Annotated in this window: 16 protein-coding genes, 1 riboswitch and 1 other annotated feature; of the genes, 4 read left to right on the top strand and 12 right to left on the bottom strand. The window is 38.7% G+C overall.

The genetic code is table 11. From position 1 onward, the window contains the following. Positions 1–63: 63 nt before the first annotated feature. The 5 genes from AC3B6D_RS01995 to AC3B6D_RS01975 are packed head-to-tail and all read right to left on the bottom strand — an operon-like array spanning position 64 to position 6,545. Positions 64–2,688, bottom strand: a complete 2,625-nt coding sequence (locus AC3B6D_RS01995; RefSeq protein ID WP_489774794.1) for a glycoside hydrolase family 38 N-terminal domain-containing protein — start codon at positions 2,686–2,688, stop codon at positions 64–66. A gap of 21 nt (positions 2,689–2,709) precedes the next feature. Continuing rightward, the gene (locus tag AC3B6D_RS01990) at positions 2,710–3,807 is read right to left on the bottom strand and encodes a PTS fructose transporter subunit IIC (RefSeq protein WP_489774793.1); all 1,098 of its coding nucleotides are present in this window, start codon (positions 3,805–3,807) and stop codon (positions 2,710–2,712) included. Between the two features lie 22 nt (positions 3,808–3,829). Continuing rightward, entirely contained in the window at positions 3,830–4,150 is a 321-nt protein-coding gene (locus AC3B6D_RS01985; protein ID WP_489757229.1) for a PTS fructose transporter subunit IIB, read from the bottom strand. A gap of 20 nt (positions 4,151–4,170) precedes the next feature. Continuing rightward, positions 4,171–4,617, bottom strand: a complete 447-nt coding sequence (locus tag AC3B6D_RS01980) for a PTS sugar transporter subunit IIA (RefSeq protein ID WP_489774792.1) — start codon at positions 4,615–4,617, stop codon at positions 4,171–4,173. A gap of 2 nt (positions 4,618–4,619) precedes the next feature. Further along, positions 4,620–6,545: a BglG family transcription antiterminator gene (locus AC3B6D_RS01975; protein ID WP_489774791.1), complete on the bottom strand. Its 1,926-nt coding sequence runs from the start codon at positions 6,543–6,545 to the stop codon at positions 4,620–4,622. A 361-nt stretch (positions 6,546–6,906) separates the two neighbouring features. On the opposite strand from AC3B6D_RS01975, the gene AC3B6D_RS01970 reads away from it, so the two are divergent. After that, positions 6,907–8,829 (top strand): ABC-F family ATP-binding cassette domain-containing protein, encoded by a 1,923-nt coding sequence (locus tag AC3B6D_RS01970; protein WP_489774790.1) that lies wholly within the window; start codon positions 6,907–6,909, stop codon positions 8,827–8,829. Positions 8,830–8,988: 159 nt separating this feature from the next. Here the strand turns inward: AC3B6D_RS01970 and AC3B6D_RS01965 are convergent, their stop codons facing one another. The 4 genes from AC3B6D_RS01965 to AC3B6D_RS01950 form a co-directional block, all read right to left on the bottom strand. Then, on the bottom strand, positions 8,989–10,329 hold the full coding sequence (locus AC3B6D_RS01965; RefSeq protein ID WP_489774789.1) for an aspartate aminotransferase family protein: 1,341 nt from the start codon (positions 10,327–10,329) through the stop codon (positions 8,989–8,991). Positions 10,330–10,506: 177 nt separating this feature from the next. Continuing rightward, on the bottom strand, positions 10,507–11,526 hold the full coding sequence (tsaD, locus tag AC3B6D_RS01960) for a tRNA (adenosine(37)-N6)-threonylcarbamoyltransferase complex transferase subunit TsaD (protein ID WP_489774788.1): 1,020 nt from the start codon (positions 11,524–11,526) through the stop codon (positions 10,507–10,509). Positions 11,527–12,246: 720 nt separating this feature from the next. Continuing rightward, entirely contained in the window at positions 12,247–12,969 is a 723-nt protein-coding gene (gene tsaB / locus AC3B6D_RS01955; protein WP_489774787.1) for a tRNA (adenosine(37)-N6)-threonylcarbamoyltransferase complex dimerization subunit type 1 TsaB, read from the bottom strand. 54 nt (positions 12,970–13,023) lie between these two features. Then, complete coding sequence (locus AC3B6D_RS01950) at positions 13,024–13,542, bottom strand: folate family ECF transporter S component (protein ID WP_489757222.1); 519 nt, start codon at positions 13,540–13,542, stop codon at positions 13,024–13,026. Between the two features lie 34 nt (positions 13,543–13,576). Then, positions 13,577–13,673, bottom strand: a riboswitch (THF riboswitch). A gap of 81 nt (positions 13,674–13,754) precedes the next feature. On the opposite strand from AC3B6D_RS01950, the gene AC3B6D_RS01945 reads away from it, so the two are divergent. Next, positions 13,755–14,723 carry an asparaginase gene (locus tag AC3B6D_RS01945; RefSeq protein ID WP_489757221.1) on the top strand — a complete coding sequence of 323 codons (969 nt, stop codon included), beginning with the start codon at positions 13,755–13,757 and terminating at the stop codon, positions 14,721–14,723. 494 nt (positions 14,724–15,217) lie between these two features. Here AC3B6D_RS01945 and AC3B6D_RS01940 read toward each other — a convergent pair whose 3' ends face one another. Next, the gene (locus tag AC3B6D_RS01940; RefSeq protein ID WP_489774786.1) at positions 15,218–17,164 is read right to left on the bottom strand and encodes a PTS sugar transporter subunit IIABC; all 1,947 of its coding nucleotides are present in this window, start codon (positions 17,162–17,164) and stop codon (positions 15,218–15,220) included. 229 nt (positions 17,165–17,393) lie between these two features. Here AC3B6D_RS01940 and treR point away from each other — a divergent pair, with 229 nt between their 5' ends. Together treR and treC are read left to right on the top strand one after the other, a co-directional pair. After that, complete coding sequence (treR, locus tag AC3B6D_RS01935; RefSeq protein ID WP_489757219.1) at positions 17,394–18,119, top strand: trehalose operon repressor; 726 nt, start codon at positions 17,394–17,396, stop codon at positions 18,117–18,119. Positions 18,120–18,128: 9 nt separating this feature from the next. After that, entirely contained in the window at positions 18,129–19,796 is a 1,668-nt protein-coding gene (treC, locus tag AC3B6D_RS01930; protein ID WP_489774785.1) for an alpha,alpha-phosphotrehalase, read from the top strand. Positions 19,797–19,974: 178 nt separating this feature from the next. Here the strand turns inward: treC and AC3B6D_RS01925 are convergent, their stop codons facing one another. Beyond that, a complete protein-coding gene (locus tag AC3B6D_RS01925) occupies positions 19,975–21,060 on the bottom strand; it encodes a PTS sugar transporter subunit IIC (RefSeq protein WP_489774784.1) in 1,086 nt (361 codons plus the stop codon). Between the two features lie 138 nt (positions 21,061–21,198). Then, positions 21,199–21,432, bottom strand: a binding site (T-box leader). 79 nt (positions 21,433–21,511) lie between these two features. Further along, entirely contained in the window at positions 21,512–22,432 is a 921-nt protein-coding gene (mmuM, locus tag AC3B6D_RS01920; RefSeq protein ID WP_489774783.1) for a homocysteine S-methyltransferase, read from the bottom strand. Positions 22,433–22,463: the final 31 nt, after the last annotated feature.

Genomic DNA, 22,463 nt, shown 5'->3' with positions numbered 1-22,463 from the left:
AGTATCTACCTTTTAATATCACAATGTCAAGTAAATAAAATCACAAAGTTATTACCTTGAAAATTAACCATTAATTTTGATAAAAGTTGCCATCTCATACGGTGCCAGTTGTTGCGCGTCTGCTTGTAAAGACTGAACTTCTTCTAACGCATTGGTTCGTTGAAAACCCGCCGCTAAGAATTCCGTTAAAGCAACCGTTTTATTCGCTTGATTACTCAATCTAACCACAATCGCATTCTGAATTGTATAAGCACAGTAGAGAGCCGTAATCGTTACATCCGGATCCAACCGTAAGAAAGTCGCTTGGCGTGGTAACTGAGGTAATGATTTATCAAATTCAACATCCCAAATTTTATTGTCTAACCGATTGACAAATAAATTCAGTTTTTGTAACTGGTAATTAACATTGGGGGCCAACCAATTTTCAGCAGTCCGTGCTAACTGATTCTCGTCTAAGTCCGCAACTGCCACTAATCCAAACGCAAAATGATTTAAGCCGATTTCTTCAGCTAGTGGTGTTGGCGTCATCTGATGACCGACACTAGTAGTGTCGCCCGAAGCTCGCCCGGGACGCCACAATAAATTGGGTTTTCCTAATTGACCCGTAGTGGCTAGTAAAGTGACGGCAAAGCTTTGATTCAATAATTCGTATTCTTTCATGCCGCCACTTAACAAAAACAAACCTTGCTTGGGCTCATACATGCCCACAACTTTATCAAAGTTGTAAAGATTGACCGGTTTTTCAACAAACTCGTCTTGCCAATTATCCGCAATAGGCAAATTAGTAGTGGTTCGAAAACCGCCTTGAATTTGCGCCCACGCCTGTGAACTTTTGATACCCGTGTTAATCTTTAATCTCAAGCGATGATCTAAAGCTTGGTTGTCAATAATTAATTGACCATCTAACACCGAAGAACTTGTTGCTAAACTTAAAATAATTTTGAAGTTCACGTCAATTAATTGCGGATGGTCCTTTTGCCTTTCAGCTAAAGATTTAGGTAACTGCCAAGTACCTTGAACCGTCATAGTTTGTAAATTAGGAGCAGTCTGCACTTGACATTGTCCAGTTAACGGCAAGCTGACTTCTTGTTCCTGCGGTAAAGGCGAATAATCATACGTATCACCATCATTACCCGAATCTAAAATTTCTAACAGCTGTGGATAAACGTGACCTTGCGTTTGAGCAGTAAAGCTTGTTCCTGTGTATTGAACTTGCCACTTTTGATTGTTAATGGACACAGATGAACTATCTTCTAAAGTTGCTAGCTCCGTTGGAGCTACTTGATAAGAAACCACCTGATAGCCTAATCCCTCGTAGTGCATCTTTAACCGAACTGTCAATCGATAATAGCCCGGTTCATCTTTAAATTCAAAACCTTTGGCGGTTTGTTGCATAATGTGCTCACGCTTAGGGACATAAGTTGCACGAACTAGAACAGCCTGATATTGCTCAGCAAATTTCACTTTTTTATTAGTCGTTAAAAATTCTACTTCTTGATAACCATCAAATACCCGTGGTGAAGTATTAAATAGTAACAATTGATTACTATCCAGATTTAAACGTTGTGCTAAGCGCTTCTTAATATAATTTTCAATTCCGGCAGCGATTTCGAAACCTTCTTTGAAACGTTGCTGAACATCAACAGCAACATTATCCGTGATACTACCGCCTAATGTATCATGCGGTTGACACTTTAATAACTTTTTCCAAAGTTTTAAAACTAATCCGTTGGACACTTTGATTCCACAAGCTTGGGCAATAACCAGCATCGGTTCAACTCGGCGTAAAATTTGTTGTTCTAACTTGAAATTTTGACGTTTAAGCTGCGAGCGCACTGACCCAATCGTCCGATGCACCCGTGAATAGGTAGGATAACGTAATTCGCCTTGATACTGAGGCAAATCTTGGTGGCGCAATTGTTGCATAAATTGGGGATAACTGCTCAACACTATTTGGTGTTTACTATATTGATTTAATTGTTGAATTACCTGGGAAATATTATGAATAATATTCATCTGATCAATCCCCGAAGGAATTAAAACGGGATCATTATGACCATGTTTAGCTTCTAGGTCAATCCCTGGGTCTAATCTTTGCTCGACAAACTCTTGTAAATGCTGCTTCGAATTTAAATCAATTTGCCCCGTATAATAACCTAAGGGAAAGTTAGCTGCATAAACTTGGTTATTTCCCAAGCCCTGCCACTTAAAGTAAACTGAATCGACTTGTCGAGCAAAATTAGTACCCCGCCAACATATAAAATCTTGAATGCCGACTTGATTTAATAGCATCGGTAATTGTGCATTAAAACCAAAGGTATCCGGTAAATAGCCAATCATCATGGCCTGCCCAAAGAGTTGGCGACTGCCGATAATGCCAATCACTAAATTACGAATAATGGATTCACTATCTGGTATTAACGCGTCTGTTTGGGTATACCAAGGACCAATAAATAATTGCTTGCGCGAAACCAATTGCTTAATTCTCTGTCGATCTTCTGGATGAATCGTTAAATATTCCTCCACAATCGATAATTGCCCATCGAAAGTAAAGTTAGCCTCTGGATGTTGCTCTAACTCTGTTAAAACCTCACCGAATAATTGATCACTGAGAACCTGAGCATCTTGAGTTGTAAAATACCATTCGCGATCCCAATGAGTATGATTAACAAAATGTGCCGTTACCATATATTATTTACTCCCATATTTTTATTCAAATTCAATCTCAATATCTTCTTCGTCTGCTTCACCATCAACATCTGGCGTATCATTTTGGTTAAAATCAACGGCTAACGGCGCCAATATTCCAATAATCAAAGCACAAGCAAAGAGTCCAATTAGATATGCCCACCAGTTAGTTACTGTTACTGCACCATAAATACCACCAACTGGTGGAATCTTAGCTTGAGCACCTAATAAAATCGCAAGTGCGGGGCCCACTGCTCCAGCAAGCATATTAATGGGAATCAATTTTAACGGACTAACTAACGTAAACGGAATGGCCCCTTCAGTAATACCAATAAAACCCATGAACCAATCACTACGTCCAGCATCCAATAATTCATTAGAAAAACGTTTTTTATAAAACAAAGTAGCAAACGCATAGCCTAAGGGAATACCAGCAATAGCAATATTTACAATCATTGCCGGAGTATAAACTTTTTCTGCCAATAGCACATTACCAGCCATCCAAGCCGCTTTATTAATTGGACCACCTAAATCAGATCCAATCATCGCTCCCATAATGATCGCTAGAGTCATCGCGCTGACCCCGCTGTTACTCATTGCTTTAATCCAAGCGACTAAAGAACTATTAATCCAAGCCAATGGTTGCTTCAATAAGACACCCATTAATAACGCCACGACCATGGTCGATAAAAGTGGTACTACTACTAATGGCATAATGGATTCATATTTAGCACTGACATGGATCTTGTCATGGCACCATTTAGCAGTATAACCTGCTGCAAAACCAGCAACCAATGCTCCTAAAAATCCCATGTTGGAGCTAGAAGCTAAGGAACCACCAATAAAACCGGCAGCTAAAGCTGGCTTATCACCAATGGCATAAGCAATATAACCCGCCAAGACAAGATTAACTAAGCCGACACCAATCCAACCAACAGCCTCAATTTGACCCATGTAAAACCAAAAACCCGTTTTATAATGATCAAAACTTGTAATGCCAAATAATAAACCAATTAATTTAGGCACAGCCACGACTAGCGAACCACCAATAACTACGGGTAACATGTAAGAAATCCCCGACATTAAGTAGCCTTTCCACTGTGATAATAACTTTTTCATAATTTTCACCTCTGAAGCGTCACTAAGCTTTTTTCTGAGCCACTGCTTTCATCACTTTGTTAATTACTGCCTTCGGTTTTTTAATGCACATATTGATATCCACGCGAACGGTGGGAATCCCCTTAAAACGATCCATTTTTTCAATTTTTTGGTCAGAACCAATTAACAAGAACTTCGCACTTTGAGCTTCTTGTTCCGTGATTTCATTTTTGAGACCCATAGCTCCTTGTTGTTCAACCTTGGCTGAAAGCTGCAGTTCTTGGGCGGCTTTCTCTAATGCTTTAGCAGCCATAGGGGTATGGGCTAAACCTGCGGGGCAAGAGGTAATTGCTACAAAATCCATAATTTTACTTCCTTTTCGCTTTAATTATTAGTTAAAATTTGATAAACATCTTGAACGCTTTGACTAGCAACCAGTGCTTGGCGCTTTGGGGCATCAATTAATGAAGTGGCCAGATTGGCTAATAATTGTAAATGCTCCTGCGCACCATCTGGAGGAGCTAACATCACAATGATTTGTTGAACTGGTTGATCATCAATCGTTTGCCACTCTGATAACGGACTTTGGGTCCGAATAAACAAAATTGCTGATTGCTTAATCGCCTGAGAAAGCGTGTGGGGGATCGCAATCCCATCCTGCAATCCTGTTGAAGCCTGTTGTTCACGCTCCTGTAGCGATTCATAAATTGCTTGTTCGTCGTCACCTACGCCTAAACTAACTGCTTTTTGGGCAATAAAATGAAACACCTCAGTTTGCGAACATAGCGGTTGATTTAAAAAAATTTGGTTCTTCGTCAAAATCTTATCCATCCTTATCCATCCTTTATTTCTGTTGAATATTGCAAACATTCAACGACCGTTTCGACATCTTGCGCATTTCTCAACTGCTTCATTTGCTTAGCATTTTGTGTTAAATCGTAGAAATAATCATAAATATCATCTAAACTGTCTTCGACTGTATCGTTAAACGCCATAAAGAAAACTACATAAACCGTTTCCTTACCCCACAAAATTCCATTTTGAGAAGTTAAAATACCAATGACCGGTTTTAAAACATGTTTGGCAGCCCCATGGGGAATAGCGTAAGTTCCTAAAGCTGTGGAAGCTAATTGTTCTCGTTTCCAAGCTGACTCTTGCATCGTATCTTTCACGTAATGATTAGCCACTAAAGCTTGCGTAATTTCTTGAATAGCAATTTGAGGGCTTGGTGCTGTTGAATCAACAATGATTGCTGGTTTAGCCACCAAATCCAAAAAAGTTGCTTTCAAATATTTATCGTGCCAAATCTTTTGGCTTAATTGGCGTAACAACTGCAGTTCTTGCTGATTTAACAGTGGACTAACTTGAATGACTACTTGTTGTGTCTGTAATTTAAGCGGAATCGTTGTTAAGATAATGTCAGCACTCACAGGTTTTCGTAATAGCTCAGTCACCGATAAAGTCCCAATTACATTGAGTTTCGGTAACTTATCCTGAATTTTTTGCCGAATTAATTCAGCAGTTCCGTAACCGGTACTGCAAACGATCACGACACTAACTTCACGGAATTCTTTTTGCCGCCGCTCGCGAAATGATTCCAAATGTAAACACAAATAGGCCACTTCATCCTCGGGAAAGCGAACTTGATATTTTTGAAAAATAGCATCTGCTAAAGTCAGAGCTTGATCAAAGGCTTGGGGAAAATTAACTTTCACTTGATGACGATATGGATTGTCAATTTTGATGCCATTTTTGATGCGTACCAAAGCCGGTTGTAAATGCAAAGTCAAGTTTTGAATTAATAAGTCATCATAGTTAACCAAAACTTGCTGTAACCAAGTCACTAACTCTTGATTAGAATTTTCACTCGCTGGACTAGGCAGATAGCCTTCTTCAATCGCTACAATATGCACATTTAAATTATTAATTTCTACTGTTGATAACTGGCAGTGAAATTCTTGTTCCACTAACGCAACCAAACGTTGGGTATTAGTAGATATTGCAAATGAAGCTACTGTTTTGGTAGCTGGTGGTGCTTTTTGAGATTGAATTTTTTGAATCGCTAACGCTAAATGAATCAATAAAGATTCATACTGGTATTCACTAATATTACCGGGTAATTTTTGTAAAAATTGATTTAAAACCTTTTGCGTTCGATCCAAAATTTTTTTGTCAACTAGCTGGCTCAAAGCTGGAGGGACTTGAAAATTGCGGGTGAGCCGACCAGTACTTTGATTTTGCTTAATCTCTTCGCCCCAATACATTTGAATAATTTGTGTCTGAAAATGGCGTAATTCAGCTTCAGAATTATTGAGCCTAATGCCTTGTTGAGAAGTACTAAACTGTAAATGATAATTTTGTTTCAGAGAACTCAAATCACGCTCTAAGGTACTGCGACTGACAAAAAAATGGGCGGACAAGTCATCTAACAAAACTGGTTGCTGGGCTTTAACCAAGAACGAGACTAAATTAATTTGCCGTTCCACGGCATCATTGTTAGGATTCATTGGTGGAAATAAATTTAACAAGTCTTTGGTAGAACCTGTAAAGTAAATGCCATAGCCTTTTTTGCGAACTAATTTAACGCCGTATGGTTGGACAAATTGCTCAACTTGCTTCAAATATTTAGCTACCGTTTTGCGCGATAGGCCTGTGTATTCCATTAAATCTTGATAATGGACAACTGGTTTTGACAAAATAAATTGAATAATACTTTTTGTAATAGTTTTTGGTGAATGCTTTGGCGCCAAACGGATCACTCCTTAACTTTTACATTTTCATCATAATGTAACCGGCTTCAAAAATTAACTTCAAAAAAGTACACTTACCTTAGGTGTACTTTGTCGCTGATTGTTTCAGAAAAAATAACTTCAAATATTGATTAAGATGACAATTTAAGCTGGTTTCAACATTAGCTACCGTTTCAACGAACATTATTGACTAACGCCGTGTTAAAATAAGATTAACTAGAATTCGATTAGCCAAAATTATGTTTCCACAAACTTTTCACACAGTGATACTAATCTATAATATCAAGCAATAATTGGTGCATAATTTTAACAACGGATAACATCATCCGCCCCAAGATTCGAATGTAATTTAAACTTTAGGAGCTTAAAATTGTTAATTGTACAAGGACAAAATATTGAACGTCGTTTCGGCAGCGATGTTTTATTCAACCATTTAAATTTTCAAATTGCCGAGCAAGCCCGAATTGGTTTAGTCGGACCTAACGGAGCTGGTAAATCAACTTTATTAAAAATCATCAATCAAGAACAAGACGCTGACGCCGGACATATGATTTATCAAAATAATTTAAGTATCGGTTACTTAGCACAGAATCCCACCTTTCAATCCGGGAATACTATTTATGAAGAAATGGAACGGATATTTGAAAAAGTGCAGCAAGATGAACGTCAATTACGTTCTTTGGAACAGCAAATTGCACAACAGAGTAGCCAAGGCGCTACTCCTGCTTATCAAAAATTATTACAACAATACGACCAGTTACAAGTTAAATTTAAAGATGAAAATGGTTACGGCTTCCGGTCTGAAATTCGTTCGGTCCTAACCGGTTTTGGTTTTAGTGCTGAGCGCTTTGATGAACCAGCTTTACACTTATCTGGTGGTGAACAGTCCCGCCTAGCTTTTGCCAAAATGTTATTGGAACAACATGATTTATTAATTTTAGATGAACCCACTAATCATTTGGACATTGATACTTTAAATTGGCTCGAAAAATATTTACAAAGTTATCGCGGAGCACTGTTAATCGTGTCTCATGATCAATATTTTTTAGACCATACGGTCAAGGAAATTTATGCGCTAGAAAATGGTACTTTAAAACATTACACGGGTAATTATTCACGTTATTTAAAATTACGAGCTGACGATTTGGACTTAGCATGGAAAGCATATAACAAACAACAAGAAGAAATTAAAAAAACGGAAGACTTTATTCAAAAAAACATCGTTCGAGCTTCCACCACCAAACGTGCCCAAAGCCGCCGCAAGCAATTAGAAAAATTAGAGCGGCTACCTCGCCCACAAGGAACACCAAACAATGTCCATTTTCAATTTACCGTGCATAAAGATAGCGGCAATGACGTCTTACAGGTCAAAGATTTACAAACCGGATATCCGGATAAACAATTAAATCAGGCAATTACCTTTAAGCTCAAAAAAGGTGAGCGCTTGGGAATTATTGGTCCTAACGGTGTCGGCAAATCAACCTTAATTAAAACGTTAATTAAGCAATTATCACCGCTTGCAGGTAGTATCGAATGGGGCACTAACGTCCAAGTTGGCTATTATGATCAGACTTTAAACCAATTAGATTCTACGAAAGATGTCTTGCATGAGATTTGGGATGCTAATCCGACTATGGATGAAAAAGATATTCGAACAGTTTTAGGATCATTTTTATTTCAGGCAGACAGTGTCTTTAGTACCGTTCAAGATCTATCTGGTGGTGAAAAAGCACGGTTAACTTTATGTAAATTGGCCTTGGAGCACAATAATTTATTAATTATGGATGAACCAACTAACCATTTAGACATCCAAAGTAAAGAGATCCTTGAAAAAGCCTTAAAAAATTTCGCTGGCACAGTCTTATTCGTTTCTCACGATCGCTACCTATTAAATGAAATTTCGACCAAATTACTCGAATTGCAACCGGCAGAAAGTACCATCTATCTAGGTAATTACGATTATTATTTAGCCAAAAAAGAAGAAAATTTAGCCCTTCAAGAACAGCAAACTGGCGCCCAGAATGCGGAACATTCAACAACCAGTCAAGGTCAACAGGATTATCAACAATCCAAAGCCCAGCAACGCGCCCAACGCAAAAAAGACCGAGAATTAGCAGCCTTGGAAGCTCAAATTGATCAATTGGATCAACAAATTGACCAAATTAACCAAGAAATGTTACTCCCTGAAAATTTGAGTAGTTACACTAAATTACAAGATTTACAAGAACAATTAACTACATTGACTGACCAAAAAGAAACAGCCGAAAATCAATGGGAAGCACTACTAGATTAACGGCAAAGAGGTTAATGCCAAAATTTTCAGTCTTGACTAAAAAAATCCTAGCTGATGTTCGTTTAAGAACAATCATCGCTAGGATTTTTTGTTAAAAATAACTTTTGGATGCACTAAAAAATGAGACTTAATTACCAACTGTTCGTAATTTGGAGCTGATTACCAGCCAATATGTTGATCACCACTAGGTAATTCCACTTTACCAGCAGCTACATCTTGACAAGCTTGGTCAATGATCTGAAAAGCCTGTTGTAATTGCTCTTCAGTAATTACTAGCGGTGGCTGAAAACGCAAAATATTTCCGCGTAAACTAATCATAACCGCTCCTAAATCAAAAATTCGCGTAATTAGCTTCGTTGTCAATTCAACATCAGGCTGCTGGGTTTGGGGATTAATAATATCAATCCCTCCATTTAAACCATACATCCGTACTTCTCCAATAAAGTCATATTTGGCTTGCTCTTCTTGGAAAAATTGCTCCGCAATTTTACCTAAATTGTGCGAACGTTCAACTAAATGTTCCTGTTCAATCACATCAATTGTTGCGTTGGCAGCAGCAGTCACCACTGGATTACCAGCTGTTGTATAAACATTAGCCGGAGCCGCTAGGGATTCCATGATTTCTTTTCGACCTAAAACAGCACTTAATGGCATGCCTGAAGCCAACGACTTGCCCATGGACATTAAATCGGGTTCAATCCCAAAATGTTGAATTGACCACCACTTACCCGTTCGTCCCATGCCTTGGTTAACTTCATCAATTGCTAATAAAATTCCATTATCATGCGCAAATTGGGCCACTAATTCTAAATATTGCTGGGGGGCTTTTACAATCCCACCATCACCTTGAATTGGTTCAATCAAAATAGCGGCTACCTCTTCAGCAGGTAAATAAGTATTGAACGGTAATTGAAATTCGTGAAACATCCGTTGCACAAAATCTGCTTCACTTTCGCCAGCTAACTTTTCGTGGCTGTCAGGATAAGGTACTCGAATGATATCTGGCAATAATGGTCCCATTTTCCGGGCCATGTTTAAACTAACACTTGAAACACTCATTGAACCGTAAGTAGAGCCATGATAAGCACCCGTAAAGCAGACAATATATGGCCTTTTAGTATACGCGCGCGCAAACTTAATAATTGCATCGTTAGCATCTGAACCAGAGTTACCCCAAGCAACTTCTGCCGGTCCACTCATCGGCGCTAATTTAACCAAGCGTTGGGCTAGTCGAGCGGTAGTGGGATTGGCAAAATAAGCTGGCGTATATTCAATAAGATTTTGGGCTTGTTCACAAATAGCTTGCACAATGTGCGGATGCGCATGCCCCGTATTTGTAGCCGATGCACTGGCTAATAGATCAATATACTGGTGGCCATTTTCATCTGTTAAAATAGCCCCTTCTCCTTTTTTAATTACTAAATTAAAATATTGAATTCGTGAAGCTGTGGCTAAGGCCTGACTTTCTGCTTGCAAAATTTGTTGATTACGATCAGTCATTTCTAATCATCTCTTCTTAATAATTAAATTTAAATTAGTTTATCATTAAAAATAAATTTTAGCAATCACTGATTTTCCCACAAAGTTTGCTCCAACTAAAATAACAGCTAACAGTTATGTCATCATAGCTGTTAACTGTTAAAAAACAATCATTTTAAATAAAATTTAAGCAATTAATTATTCGCCAACGTAACTAAAATCTAATCCTGGATCAGCATTCAGTGTTAAAGGACTAAAATCTTGCTTTCGATATTTAACATCCGCAAAGGCACCAATCATTGCCGCATTATCGCCACATAAGCGCAATGGTGGAAAAATTAACTCAATTTTGGGATCAATTTCAGTCTGCAAACGTTCGCGCAAACCGGAATTAGCTGCTACCCCGCCAGCAACAATTAATTGCTGCGTCGGATATTTTTGTAACGCGCGCTGAGTTTTAGTAACCAAAATATCCAAGACATCTGCTTGAAAACTAGCAGCAATATCTTTTTTATTAATCTGTTCACCGATTTGATCGGCATGATGAATCGTATTAATCACGGCACTCTTAATACCACTAAAACTAAAGTCTAGATTATCTTCGCTCAGCATTGCCCGCGGAAATTGATAAGTAAGTTTGCCTTCGTGAGCCCATTGATCAATGGTTTTACCAGCTGGATAATTAACCCCCAACATTCGACCAACCTTATCATAAGCCTCACCAACGGCATCATCACGAGTGTCGCCCAAAATCTGAAAATCTCCTGGTGCAGTTAAATAAACTAATTCTGTGTGCCCGCCAGAAACCACTAAAGCTAACGCTGGATACTTAATTTCACTCACTAAATTGGCTGCATAGATATGTCCTGCCAAATGATTAACACCAATTAATGGTAAATTATGTGCCCAGCTAATCGTTTTAGCCGCCATCAAGCCCACTAATAAAGAGCCCACTAATCCTGGACCATAGGTCACAGCTACCGCCGACAAATCCTTATAATCTACTTTAGCTTGTGCTAAAGCCAACTTTGTACAATGAATAATTTGTTCAACATGATGGCGACTAGCAACCTCGGGAACCACGCCACCAAAACGCTGATGACTTTTAATCTGTGTTGCAATCACATTGGATAAAATTTCCCGGCCATTTTTAATAATTGCAACACTCGTTTCGTCGCAACTACTTTCAAATGCCAAAATCAATACGTCTTGATCCATCATTAACCTCTTCTCAAATACTGCAACCAGTAGCGATAAGAAGTTGAGTATAGCCTAGAATAAGGCCATAAGTTTTGGTTTTTAAACTTGAGGACTTATTCGTAGCTAGACGCAGGCTTCTGCTGCTGGGTGCGCTATATCAAACACTGCAACAAAAGCCGCTTAAAAGCTGAGGATTAACCTAAACTAAGGTCTTAAGTCGGTCTTTTGACTTGAGGGCTTAGTTGTAGTTAAGCGCAAGCTTTTGGCTTTTGGTGCGCTATATCAAACACTGCAACAAAAGCCGGTTAAAAGCTGAGGATTAACCTAAACTAAGGTCTTAAGTCGGTCTTTGACTTGAGGGCTTAGTTGTAGTTAAGCGCAAGCTTTTGGCTTTTGGTGCGCTATATCAAACACTGCAACAAAAGCCGGTTAAAAGCTGAGGATTAACCTAAACTAAGATCTTAAGTCGGTCTTTGACTTGAGGGCTTAGTTGTAGTTAAGCGCAAGCTTTTGGCTTTTGGTGCGCTATATCAAACACTGCAACAAAAGCCGGTTAAAAGCTGAGGATTAACCTAAACTAAGATCTTAAGTCGGTCTTTGACTTGAGGGCTTAGTTGTAGTTAAACGCAAGCTTTTGGCTTTTGGTGCGCTATATCAAACACTGCAGCAAAAGCCGGTTTAGAATTGCCAACACTCCGGTCACTTGCTTACAGATATTTTTGATTTTTTATTATATTTTTAAACATCTTGTACATAATCTTGCTGATGCTGAGCCAAATCAGGATGATCTTTCCGCCAGACTAATTCGGCTTGCGTTTGACGCAGATAATTCGGAACAAAACTATCTAAATCTGAAACCGGTGATTGAGCCAATCCCAAATCAACTAATGATTGTGCTTGTGGAAAGCCATCATTTTTAATTTGTGCCTGTGGTAGTTGCTCATTAATTAACCCGACCATTTCATTAGTCAACTGGCCCACAATCATAATCGGTTGTTTTAATGTCTTTAAGTTACTTAACAAATCTATTAAGCGCATATGACTTTCCTGCACTAACGCTTGAAGTTTTCCAGATTGCTGCTGATAAACACCCGCAAAAACATTTAAATTACGTGCATCCATTAAAGCAACAATAACTCCTTGAAAATCAGACACATTTTGTGCTAAAACCTGCAGACCAGAAATGCCGACTAAATCCTTCTTTAAGGTCCAAGCTAACATCTTAGCAGTTGTTACAGCAATGCGAAGCCCTGTAAATGAGCCAGGCCCTTGTGCTACAACAATTCGATCTAAATCTTGAGGTTGCCAACCGGCTGTTTTCACTACTTGATCAATAGCTGGTAATAATTTAATACTATGTGACTTTAAATTCGTTTCACTGACCTGTGCTAAGACTTGATGATCTAAAGCACTGGCCACACTTAAAGGTTGATTAGAAGTATCAATGGCTAAAATCTTCATTACAAAATTACATCCTTATAATTATTCTAAATTCACTATACTTCAAATTTAGTCTTAATGAACGGTAAAATTACGGTTTTGTAACCATTTGAATAATAAAACTAAAATAATTGTTTGAATTGGAATAAAAACAATTTCTTTTATTCCTCGAATCCATAACATTTGACCAAAATTTAAATTTCCCAAAACGCAAACCCAAAGAGTATTTAACAGCCAATTAACAATGAGCGTCACTTCAATTGTGGTCATTAATAAGCGTTGACTAGTGGGCTGATTATGATACAAATTGATTCCATATAAAAAGCCAGTGACTACAGCTGACAACGTAAAGCCCCAAAAAAATCCACCTTGTGGTGGAAAGATAGTATTAGCGATAATATCGGCAATCAGGGCAGCTAACGTTGACTTAGCGGGACCAAAATAATAACCAATTAAGGCAGTAATCACAAAACCAAAACCGACTTTTAAAAAACTTGGCCCTAAGTGAATGCGACCGACAATGACTTGCAAAGCCGTTAACATCGCTAACCAAGTGATATTAAAGGTCCGATTGTTTAACTGTAATTTATTCATTTTAAGCATCTCCTAAAGGAGCTGCCACTGTGATCGTGGCGAATGCGAGAATAAAACCGCAAGCTATCGCTTTTCGTCCAGCGTTCACATTCCGTTCCGCCAGCACTTAACGCTTTATTCCCTACTCCAAGATTTTTAACTTCTTAACCATATCATAGATTCGAACAAACATGTTAAAATTACTATAATAATTGTAAAAAGAGGCTTAAACCGTGAATAAAAAAATTTTAGTTTTACACACTGGTGGGACTATTTCCATGTCAGAAGACGAGCAAGGTAATATTAAACCCAACGCCCAAAATCCGTTAGCTAATTTAGAACTGCCTAATTCTGATCAACTACAAATTATTTCCGAGGAAATTTTTAATTTACCATCACCACATATGACACCCAAACAAATGTTAATGTTAACCAAGCGTTTACGCCAAGCAGCACAAGAAGGCTTTTTTGGTGCAGTCGTCACTCACGGTACCGATACTTTAGAAGAAACGGCCTTTTTCTTAGATTTAACTTTAGATAATGACATGCCGGTCGTGGTCACCGGTGCAATGCGTTCATCCAATGAAATTGGTAGTGACGGACTGTATAACTTTCGTTCGGCGATTCAAGTAGCCAGTTCAAAAGCATCAATTGGTCAAGGCGTTTTAGTCGTCATGAACGATGAAATACATTCAGCCCGTTACGTCACTAAAACTCACACTACTAACGTCGCCACTTTTCGGACTCCAACTTTTGGTCCCATTGGGATTATCTCTGAGGGTCACGTCAATTATTTTCAAGAAATTGTTCCACATCAACACTTGCCAATTACCAACATTGTCGATCATGTTTATTTAATCAAAGCTTACGCTGGCATGACTGGCGAACTTTTTGAAGCCTTAGATCAAGAACAAACACAAGGCGTCGTCATTGAAGCCCTAGGTGCTGGCAATTTACCTCCAGCTACTTTAACCGCAGTTCATAACTTGTTGGACCATCATATTCCGGTAATTCTAGTATCACGTTGCTTTAACGGTATCGCTGAACCGGTTTATGATTATGAAGGTGGTGGTGTCAATTTGGAAAAAATGGGTATTACTTTTTGTCGTGGCCTCAATGGTCAAAAAGCTCGCATCAAATTATTAGTGGGAGTTAGTGCGGGATTAAATAATCAAGAATTACATCATTATATTAATAATTAACACTGCAACAAAAGCTGGTTAAAAGCTGATGATTAACCTAAACTAAGGTCTTAAGTCGGTCTTTGACTTGAGGGCTTAGTTGTAGTTAAACGCAAGCTTTTGACTTTTGGTGCGCTATATCAAATACTGTAACAAAAGCCGCTTAAAAGCTGAGGATTAACCTAAACTAAGGCCTTAAGTCGGTCTTTGACTTGAGAGCTTAGTTGTAGTTAAACGCAAGCTTTTGACTTTTGGTGCGCTATATCAAATACTGTAACAAAAGCCGCTTAAAAGCTGAGGATTAACCTAAACTAAGGTCTTAAGTCGGTCTTTGACTTGAGGGCTTAGTTGTAGTTAAACGCAAGCTTTTGGCTTTTGGTGCGCTATATCAAATGCTGCAACAAAAGCTGGTTAAAAACTTCAAGTTAAAAGGCAAGACAATCATGGAAAAAATTCCAGATTATCTTGCCCTTTTATTTAGTGGTTAACTTTTGCTGCAACCACTTTTATTTTCACTAAGCTTTGCCAGGACGCTTAGCTTTTTCAACTTTTTGCCCCATGACCATTTCGTCATTGTAGCCCCAGAACCAAGTGACAAGAAAGGCAACTACAATCGTGACAGCGCTAGCCAATAAGAATGCGTAAAAACTATGCAAGTCACCAGGATTTTTCGGGTTGAAGAAACTAGAAAAACCAATTAATCCACCTGTAAAGCCAAACATTGTTCCGTGCATTAAACCAGTAACTAAGCCACCAAAAGCGGCACCAATAGATCCAGAAATAAAGACTTTCTTATAGCGTAAGTTAACACCATAAATTGCCGGTTCAGTGACCCCACAAAAGGCACTAATCATGGCTGCAAAACCTAATTCTTTAATATCTGACTTCTTAGATTTAATCGCTACTGCTAACACTGCCGCTCCTTGAGCAATCATTGTTGAACAAACAATCGCATTGATGGCACTTTGTCCGGTACTAGCAATCTGTTGTGCCACCAATGGGACCACGCCCCAGTGAAAGCCAAAGATAACCAAAACTTGATACAAACCACCAATAATAAAGCCGCCGAGCCAGCCAGAAACAGAAACTAACCAGTTGATTAAGACTGCTAAACCATTCGCAATCGTTTGAATAATTGGTCCAGTAATTACTAAAGTAATCGTAGCGACTATTAAAATCGTAATTAACGGGACAAAAATCATTTGTAGATAGGTTGGCAAAACTCGTTTTAACCATTTTTCACATTTCATTGCCAGCCAAGCTGCTAGAATCATTGGAAAAATTGAGTAAGTATAATTTAGAAATTGAAATTTCAACCCACCCAAACTAAACATTACTTTACCAGCTTTACCCCATGTCACTAATTGTGGATATGCTAAGACTCCACCAATCACTGCGGCAATAATGGGATCACTCCCCAAACGTTTAGCTGCACTAAAACCAACTAAAACTGGTAGGAAGAAGAAAGCTGAATCTGCCATTGCACTGACCGTAATATAAATGGCACTCTTCGTACTTAATAAAGAGCCCAATTGCGGTAAAGTTAACAATGCCAATAAACCTTTAATAATACCCGAGGCTGCAATAACACCAATGACGGGACTCATAGATCCCGTAATAAAACCAATTAAGTTACCAATTGCCCGAGAAAATGGATTACCACCCGTTTGTGGCGTTGTTGCTGTGGTGGCATCGTCATCATCAGTCTTCGCTAACTCTGGAAAACGCTTTAAGATGGCATCAAAAGCGTTCGCTACCCCGTCGCCAATGACTACTTGATACTGGCCAGAAGCATGCATGACGTTTAAAATGCCACGTTGATTTTTCAAGATATCATCATTAGCCTGAGATTCATCTTTTAAATAAAATCGTAAGCGGGTGATACAGTGAATGACACTTTTAATATTGTCCACGCCACCAACGTTTTTAATAATAAAAGTTGCTAATTCATCATAAGATAATTTTTTATCAGCAGTAGCCGTGGTAGCTTTTGCTTTGAAGTAAGCCTTAGCTACCGGTTGACCTGATTGAACTGTAGCTTCAGTTAAATCTAAACCGTCTAAATAGTCATTGGAATTAGTAATGACCACAATAATTGTAGATTGTAAATCATGTTGCTTAATTGCGGCTAAATCCATTTTGACCAGTGGCGCACCAGCTTTAATTTTTTGACCGGTTTGAACTGCCACTTCAAAGGCTGAACCTTTAAGATTGACCGTATCAATTCCCATGTGAATTAAAACTTCTAAGCCACTAGCTGTCGTAATACCAATTGCGTGCTTAGTTTCCGCAACCATCGTAATTTGACCACCAACTGGTGCTACCAGTTGACCATCAGTTGGCTCTAAGCCAAAACCTTGGCCCATGGTTCCCTGACTAAAAACAGGATCGTTTACTTTACTTAAAGCAATGGTTTGACCATTGGCCGGAGCTAAAAGCTGCTCCTCTTGATTAATAGCCATAATTTTCCCTCCCATGAAACGCTTACAGGGCATATTTTAAACTTGTATAGACAAGTTGTCAATTACTTAATTACAGCCAACTACTTTAACAGCAGTCAAAAGCTTTTTTAGCAATAAATTCAAGCAAGTAATTCCAGATCAAGTTAATTTTTTTCTTTTTATTCTTGGTTTCTTTACTTGTCTAGACAAAAATAGCTATAATATAATTAATTATTGAAAGGACTTCAAAATGACAGAATCAAAAGCCGTGCTCATTGCCAAAGATTTGGCTTCTAAAATTCAACATCAGCAATTTCCCGCCGGAACTTTTTTACCGACTGAAAACCAATTAGCTACTCTATACGGAACTGCCCGCGAAACAATTCGCAAAGCTTTAGCGCAACTCAACGACTTGGGATTGATTCAAAAGATTCGAGGGAAAGGTTCCGTCGTTTTAAATCTCGAAAAATATTCTTTCCCGATCTCTGGAATTACCAGTTTTGCTGAATTAAATAACTCTTTAAAAATGCACGCTCAGACTCAGGTCTTAACTCTAAAAAAGATGGCCACAGCACCTAAAATGTTTCAAGCAAAATTTGCGAATGAGTCTGCCCAAAAGGGTATCTACTTAGAACGTTTACGCTTGATCAACGATGAACCGGCAGTACTAGATTGTGACTTTTTATTTACTCCTCCAATTAATGACTTACCGATGTCCGCCGCTCAAACTTCCATTTACCACTATTTAGAACAAGAATTGGGTCTGGAAGTCTCTTACGCCACCAAAACCATTACAGTCGAACAGGTCACGCCACAACTTCAAGCAAAATTGCACCTTAATAACAACTTAGTCGTGTTAGTGGCCAGTCACAGCTTTTTAAGCGACACTACTTCTTTTCAGTTAACATTATCCTTTCATAATCCTAGTAAATTTAAATTTGTGGATTTTGCTCGAAGAAAAAAAATTAAACTTTAGGAGACAATTATGACTAATTTAGGTAAAAAAGTGATTTACCAAATTTATCCCAAATCGTTTTACGATTCCAATAATGACGGTATCGGCGACCTGCGGGGAATTATTCAAAAAATTGATTATCTTAAAAAATTAAACGTCGATATGATTTGGTTTAATCCATTCTTTGTCTCACCCCAAAAAGATAACGGCTATGATATTGCCAATTATTACCAAATTGACCCGCTGTTTGGTACTATGGCCGATTTTGAAGAGTTAGTTGCTAAACTCAAGCAAATTAATGTTGATGTCATGCTAGACATGGTCTTTAATCATTGTTCCATTGAAAACGAGTGGTTTCAAAAAGCCCTTGCTGGCGATCAAGAATACCAAAAATTCTTTTACTTACGTAAAGCTAAGCCCAATGGTCAACTACCCACTAATTGGCAAAGTAAATTTGGCGGTCCCGCTTGGTCCCGCTTTGGACAAACGGATTATTACTACTTACATCTCTATGATCCCACTCAAGCGGACTTAGATTGGCATAATCCACAAGTTCGCCAAGCCGTTTATCAAGTGACTAATTTCTGGCGCAATAAGGGGGTCAAGGGGTTTCGCTTTGATGTCATTAATGTCACCGGCAAAGCTGCTGTCTTAGTAGATTCCAGTAATCCACTGCAAGAAAAAAGCTTATATACGGATACACCGATCGTGCACCAATACCTCAAAGAAATGAACCAAAATAGTTTTGGACAAGATCCCGAAGCCATTACGGTTGGTGAAATGTCGTCCACAACTATTCCAAATTCGATTGCTTATTCGAACCCTGATAGTCATGAATTATCAATGGTTTTTAATTTTCATCACCTAAAAGTTGATTATTTAAATGGTGAAAAATGGTCCAAAATGCCGTTTGATTTTATGCAATTAAAATCTTTGTTGACTCAATGGCAAGAACAAATGGATCAAGGCCATGGTTGGAATGCTTTATTTTGGAACAATCATGATCAACCAATGGCACTCAATCGCTTTGGCGATCCGGGCAAATATCGGATTAAGTCAGCGCAAATGTTAGCTACTGCGATGCATTTACTGCGGGGAACACCTTATATCTACATGGGCGAAGAAATTGGCATGATTAACCCTTCGTATTCGTCGATGGACGATTATGTCGATATTGAAAGTAAAAATGCTTACGCAAAACTAATTAATCAGGGTTTAACTACCAAAGAAGCCTTAACTATTATACAAACTAAATCGCGTGACAATTCCCGCACGCCTATGCATTGGGACGACAGCCAGTATGCTGGCTTTAGTCAAGTCCAACCGTGGTTGTTGCCCACTGATCAACAAACTATCAATGTCCAAGCCGAATTAGCACACGGAGCAATCTTTGATTATTATCAACAATTAATTCATTTACGCAAAACGGAACCACTAATCTCAGATGGGCACATTCAAATGTTCTTAAAAAATGATCCGCAAGTTTTTGCCTACCGCCGTTACCTTGACAACCAATCACAGCAATTATTAGTTTGGACTAACTTTTATGGTCAAGACACCACTGTTGTTTTACCTAAAAATTTACAAAATAAACCGTGTCAGGTAACAATCAGTAATTACCAAGTCCAATTAGAACAACTGCCCCCGACACTGAAATTACAACCCTATGAAGCACTAGCCGTTAAAATTAATTTATAAACATTAAAAATACCAGCCGGTTTTTGTAATTAACAAAACTGACTGGTATTTTAATAATTGCCGAACTTGGGGTCAAAAGATAACTTGTATTGGAGACAAAGATTTTGCTCCACAAGCTAGAAGTTTATTTTTACCACCAATCAATCGGCAAAAGTTTTTTAACTAAATTGCTACATTATTAAACTACTTCAACGTGTAACTGACCATCTTTCACTAATTTAACTTTCAACATGAGTTTGTAAATCACTAATGAAAGCACTGCCGGCACTACCACACCCATAATCAAGTAAACTACCAAGGCTTTCGGATTACTTGAGGCGAGATTAATTGGCACAATCAATGAATTCAGACCTAAACCTGCCAAAGTATAACTAACTTTAAAATGAAACACGATCGTCGCAATCGGTGCGGCAACCACCGCCGAAATAAATGACGGTACAGCTAACATCGGATTGATTAACAAATTAGGAAATTGAATTTTTGGTGTAATAAAACCTTGCGCAATATTGGCACCTAAATTATTTTGCCGCCAAGAAATCGCTAAAAAGCCGACAAATTGTGCAGTTGTACCAATTAAGGCCGCCCCTGACGAGAGTGGATCTAACATGACTGCCACTGCTAAGGCTGCTGAAGAAGCTGGCGTCATTAAAAATAGCGACCAAGCAAATGAGACACAAATAGAACCTAAGAGTGGATTAACCTGCATTGATTGAGCAATGAATTGACTCAACCAATTTAAGGCCGGTGTCGTAACACTTGCCAAACCTAAACCGGAAATCGTCCCCACTAACGTTGCACTTAATGGAACCAAGATCATATCTAATGGTGTTTTACCGGTTAAGTATTTACCAACCAAAGCGGCAATCAATCCGGCAGCAACCGCGCTAATCGGTTGTCCTGAAGTAAAAATTCCCGAATGGGCCGCTTCCACCAACATATTGCCAGTGGGCGTCACCCCTTTCATAGCACTACTTGTGAAATAAACCGCATTCGCACCAATTGTCGATGAAATCATCGAACTAAACATTACTAACGAGTTCGTTCTTAATTGAGTTGCAATAACCGCCCCAAAAGCGGGAGCTAACATCCACTGCGCAATGGCTCCAACTTGGTAGAGGGCGTGCCAGTGTACAAAATTAGCAATGGATTGAATCAACAAGCCCACACCTAACATTACTAAGACCGCATTCGATACCCCTGCAGATACTGTATAGACATAATCTTTAACAGTCATCTTATGTTCTTGTTGCACTGTTTCTTCCATAACTAAACACTCCCCATCTCTTCAATATCAACTTGCATCCATCGACTAAATTAAAAATTATTAATGATAACATTCAAATCTTCCTGCGCAGTTTTTACCAAGAGTCAAAAAAAGCCCTTTTAAAGAGTAAATGCTCTTTAAAAGGGCGTCAGTTCACGCGGTACCACCTTTTACTAAACTTATCCGAACTAACCAACTTGATCAGAGTCAACTAATTCGCGGCAGTGATAACGGCTGCTTTCCGGTAAAACTTAATTAATTTTCAGTTAACAACTAAGAAGTGAGATTCACATAAGACCTTTCACCTGCTTGCACCTAACCAGGCTCGCTAATAAAGATGTTTATGCTGTTTGTCTTCCTTAACGTTTTTTAATTTTTAATTTAATTGTTTTTAATGATAACCAGAGATGTGGTGCTTGTCAACCCTAAAATTAATTTTTTGTAACTTTATTTAATAATTATCTAAGCAAGTCCTGATTTGCTTCATATCTGCTGGCGTGGTACGACAACAACCGCCTAACACTCCCGCCCCTAATTCTAGCCACTGCGGCACTAAATCTTTAAATTGCAAAGCATCAGCCGTTTTTTGCCAAGTTTTAGTCAGCGGATCATACGTATCTCCATTATTCGGATAAACAATAACTGGTTTAGTGGTGTTTTGTGTAACTGCTGGTAATAATTGCGCCACATTGTCTAAGGCGGTGCAATTAAAGCCTAAAGCTACTATTTGAGGATGATCAGCAAAATACTGCACTGCCGTAGCCAATTTGGTTCCGTCACACAAACTATCTTGACCATCCACACTAAATGATAACCAAGCACCAAATTGGGGAAATTCCGTTTCTAATAACTCTACCAAGGCTTGGGTTTCTGCAAAATTTGGCATCGTCTCAAAGGCGAACAAATCAACGCCCGCTTCAGCCAAAATTTGCAGCCGTGGTCGATGAAAGGCTTGGTACTGTGCTTTGGTTAGCTGATAATCACCACGATATTCACTGCCATCCGCTAAATAAGCACCGTAAGGCCCAATGTCACCCGCAATTAAAACGGGACGTTGTGCAGATTGTTGGCGAACTTCTTTAGCCAATTGGCCAGAGCGTGCAATCAAATCCTGCGCCGTTTGTTCACTGTAACCAGCCTGCACAAAAGCTGGAATATTTGCTTGGTAACTATTCGTCGTCAAGACTTCACAACCAGCTTCTAAATAACTTTGATGAACCTGCTTAATCGCCGTGGGATTAGTAATTAACGCTTCCGCAGACCATAAATTATTATCAGTATCAACGCCATTTTTCTCTAGTTCACCCGCCATTGAACCATCAATTAAACGGACTTTTTCTTGGAAAAATTGGCGGACTTCCTTTAATTTCATTGCCATTTCACTCCTCATTGCTATCAATTAT

The organism is Bombilactobacillus sp. ESL1097 (assembly GCF_058107205.1).
Note: the sequence above shows the minus strand (reverse complement) of the source record. Positions and strands in the feature narration are given on the sequence as shown.

Excerpts from the sequence above, each read along its gene's own strand:
- treC (WP_489774785.1), top strand. The coding sequence starts at position 18,129 with ATGACTAATTTAGGTAAAAAAGTGATTTACCAAATTTATCCCAAATCG.
- tsaD (WP_489774788.1), bottom strand. The coding sequence starts at position 11,526 with ATGGATCAAGACGTATTGATTTTGGCATTTGAAAGTAGTTGCGACGAA.
- treR (WP_489757219.1), top strand. The coding sequence starts at position 17,394 with ATGACAGAATCAAAAGCCGTGCTCATTGCCAAAGATTTGGCTTCTAAA.
- AC3B6D_RS01980 (WP_489774792.1), bottom strand. The coding sequence starts at position 4,617 with ATGGATAAGATTTTGACGAAGAACCAAATTTTTTTAAATCAACCGCTA.
- AC3B6D_RS01925 (WP_489774784.1), bottom strand. The coding sequence starts at position 21,060 with ATGGAAGAAACAGTGCAACAAGAACATAAGATGACTGTTAAAGATTAT.
- AC3B6D_RS01965 (WP_489774789.1), bottom strand. The coding sequence starts at position 10,329 with ATGACTGATCGTAATCAACAAATTTTGCAAGCAGAAAGTCAGGCCTTA.
- AC3B6D_RS01990 (WP_489774793.1), bottom strand. The coding sequence starts at position 3,807 with ATGAAAAAGTTATTATCACAGTGGAAAGGCTACTTAATGTCGGGGATT.
- tsaB (WP_489774787.1), bottom strand. The coding sequence starts at position 12,969 with ATGAAGATTTTAGCCATTGATACTTCTAATCAACCTTTAAGTGTGGCC.
- AC3B6D_RS01940 (WP_489774786.1), bottom strand. The coding sequence starts at position 17,164 with ATGGCTATTAATCAAGAGGAGCAGCTTTTAGCTCCGGCCAATGGTCAA.
- AC3B6D_RS01995 (WP_489774794.1), bottom strand. The coding sequence starts at position 2,688 with ATGGTAACGGCACATTTTGTTAATCATACTCATTGGGATCGCGAATGG.
- AC3B6D_RS01950 (WP_489757222.1), bottom strand. The coding sequence starts at position 13,542 with ATGAATAAATTACAGTTAAACAATCGGACCTTTAATATCACTTGGTTA.
- mmuM (WP_489774783.1), bottom strand. The coding sequence starts at position 22,432 with ATGAAATTAAAGGAAGTCCGCCAATTTTTCCAAGAAAAAGTCCGTTTA.
- AC3B6D_RS01985 (WP_489757229.1), bottom strand. The coding sequence starts at position 4,150 with ATGGATTTTGTAGCAATTACCTCTTGCCCCGCAGGTTTAGCCCATACC.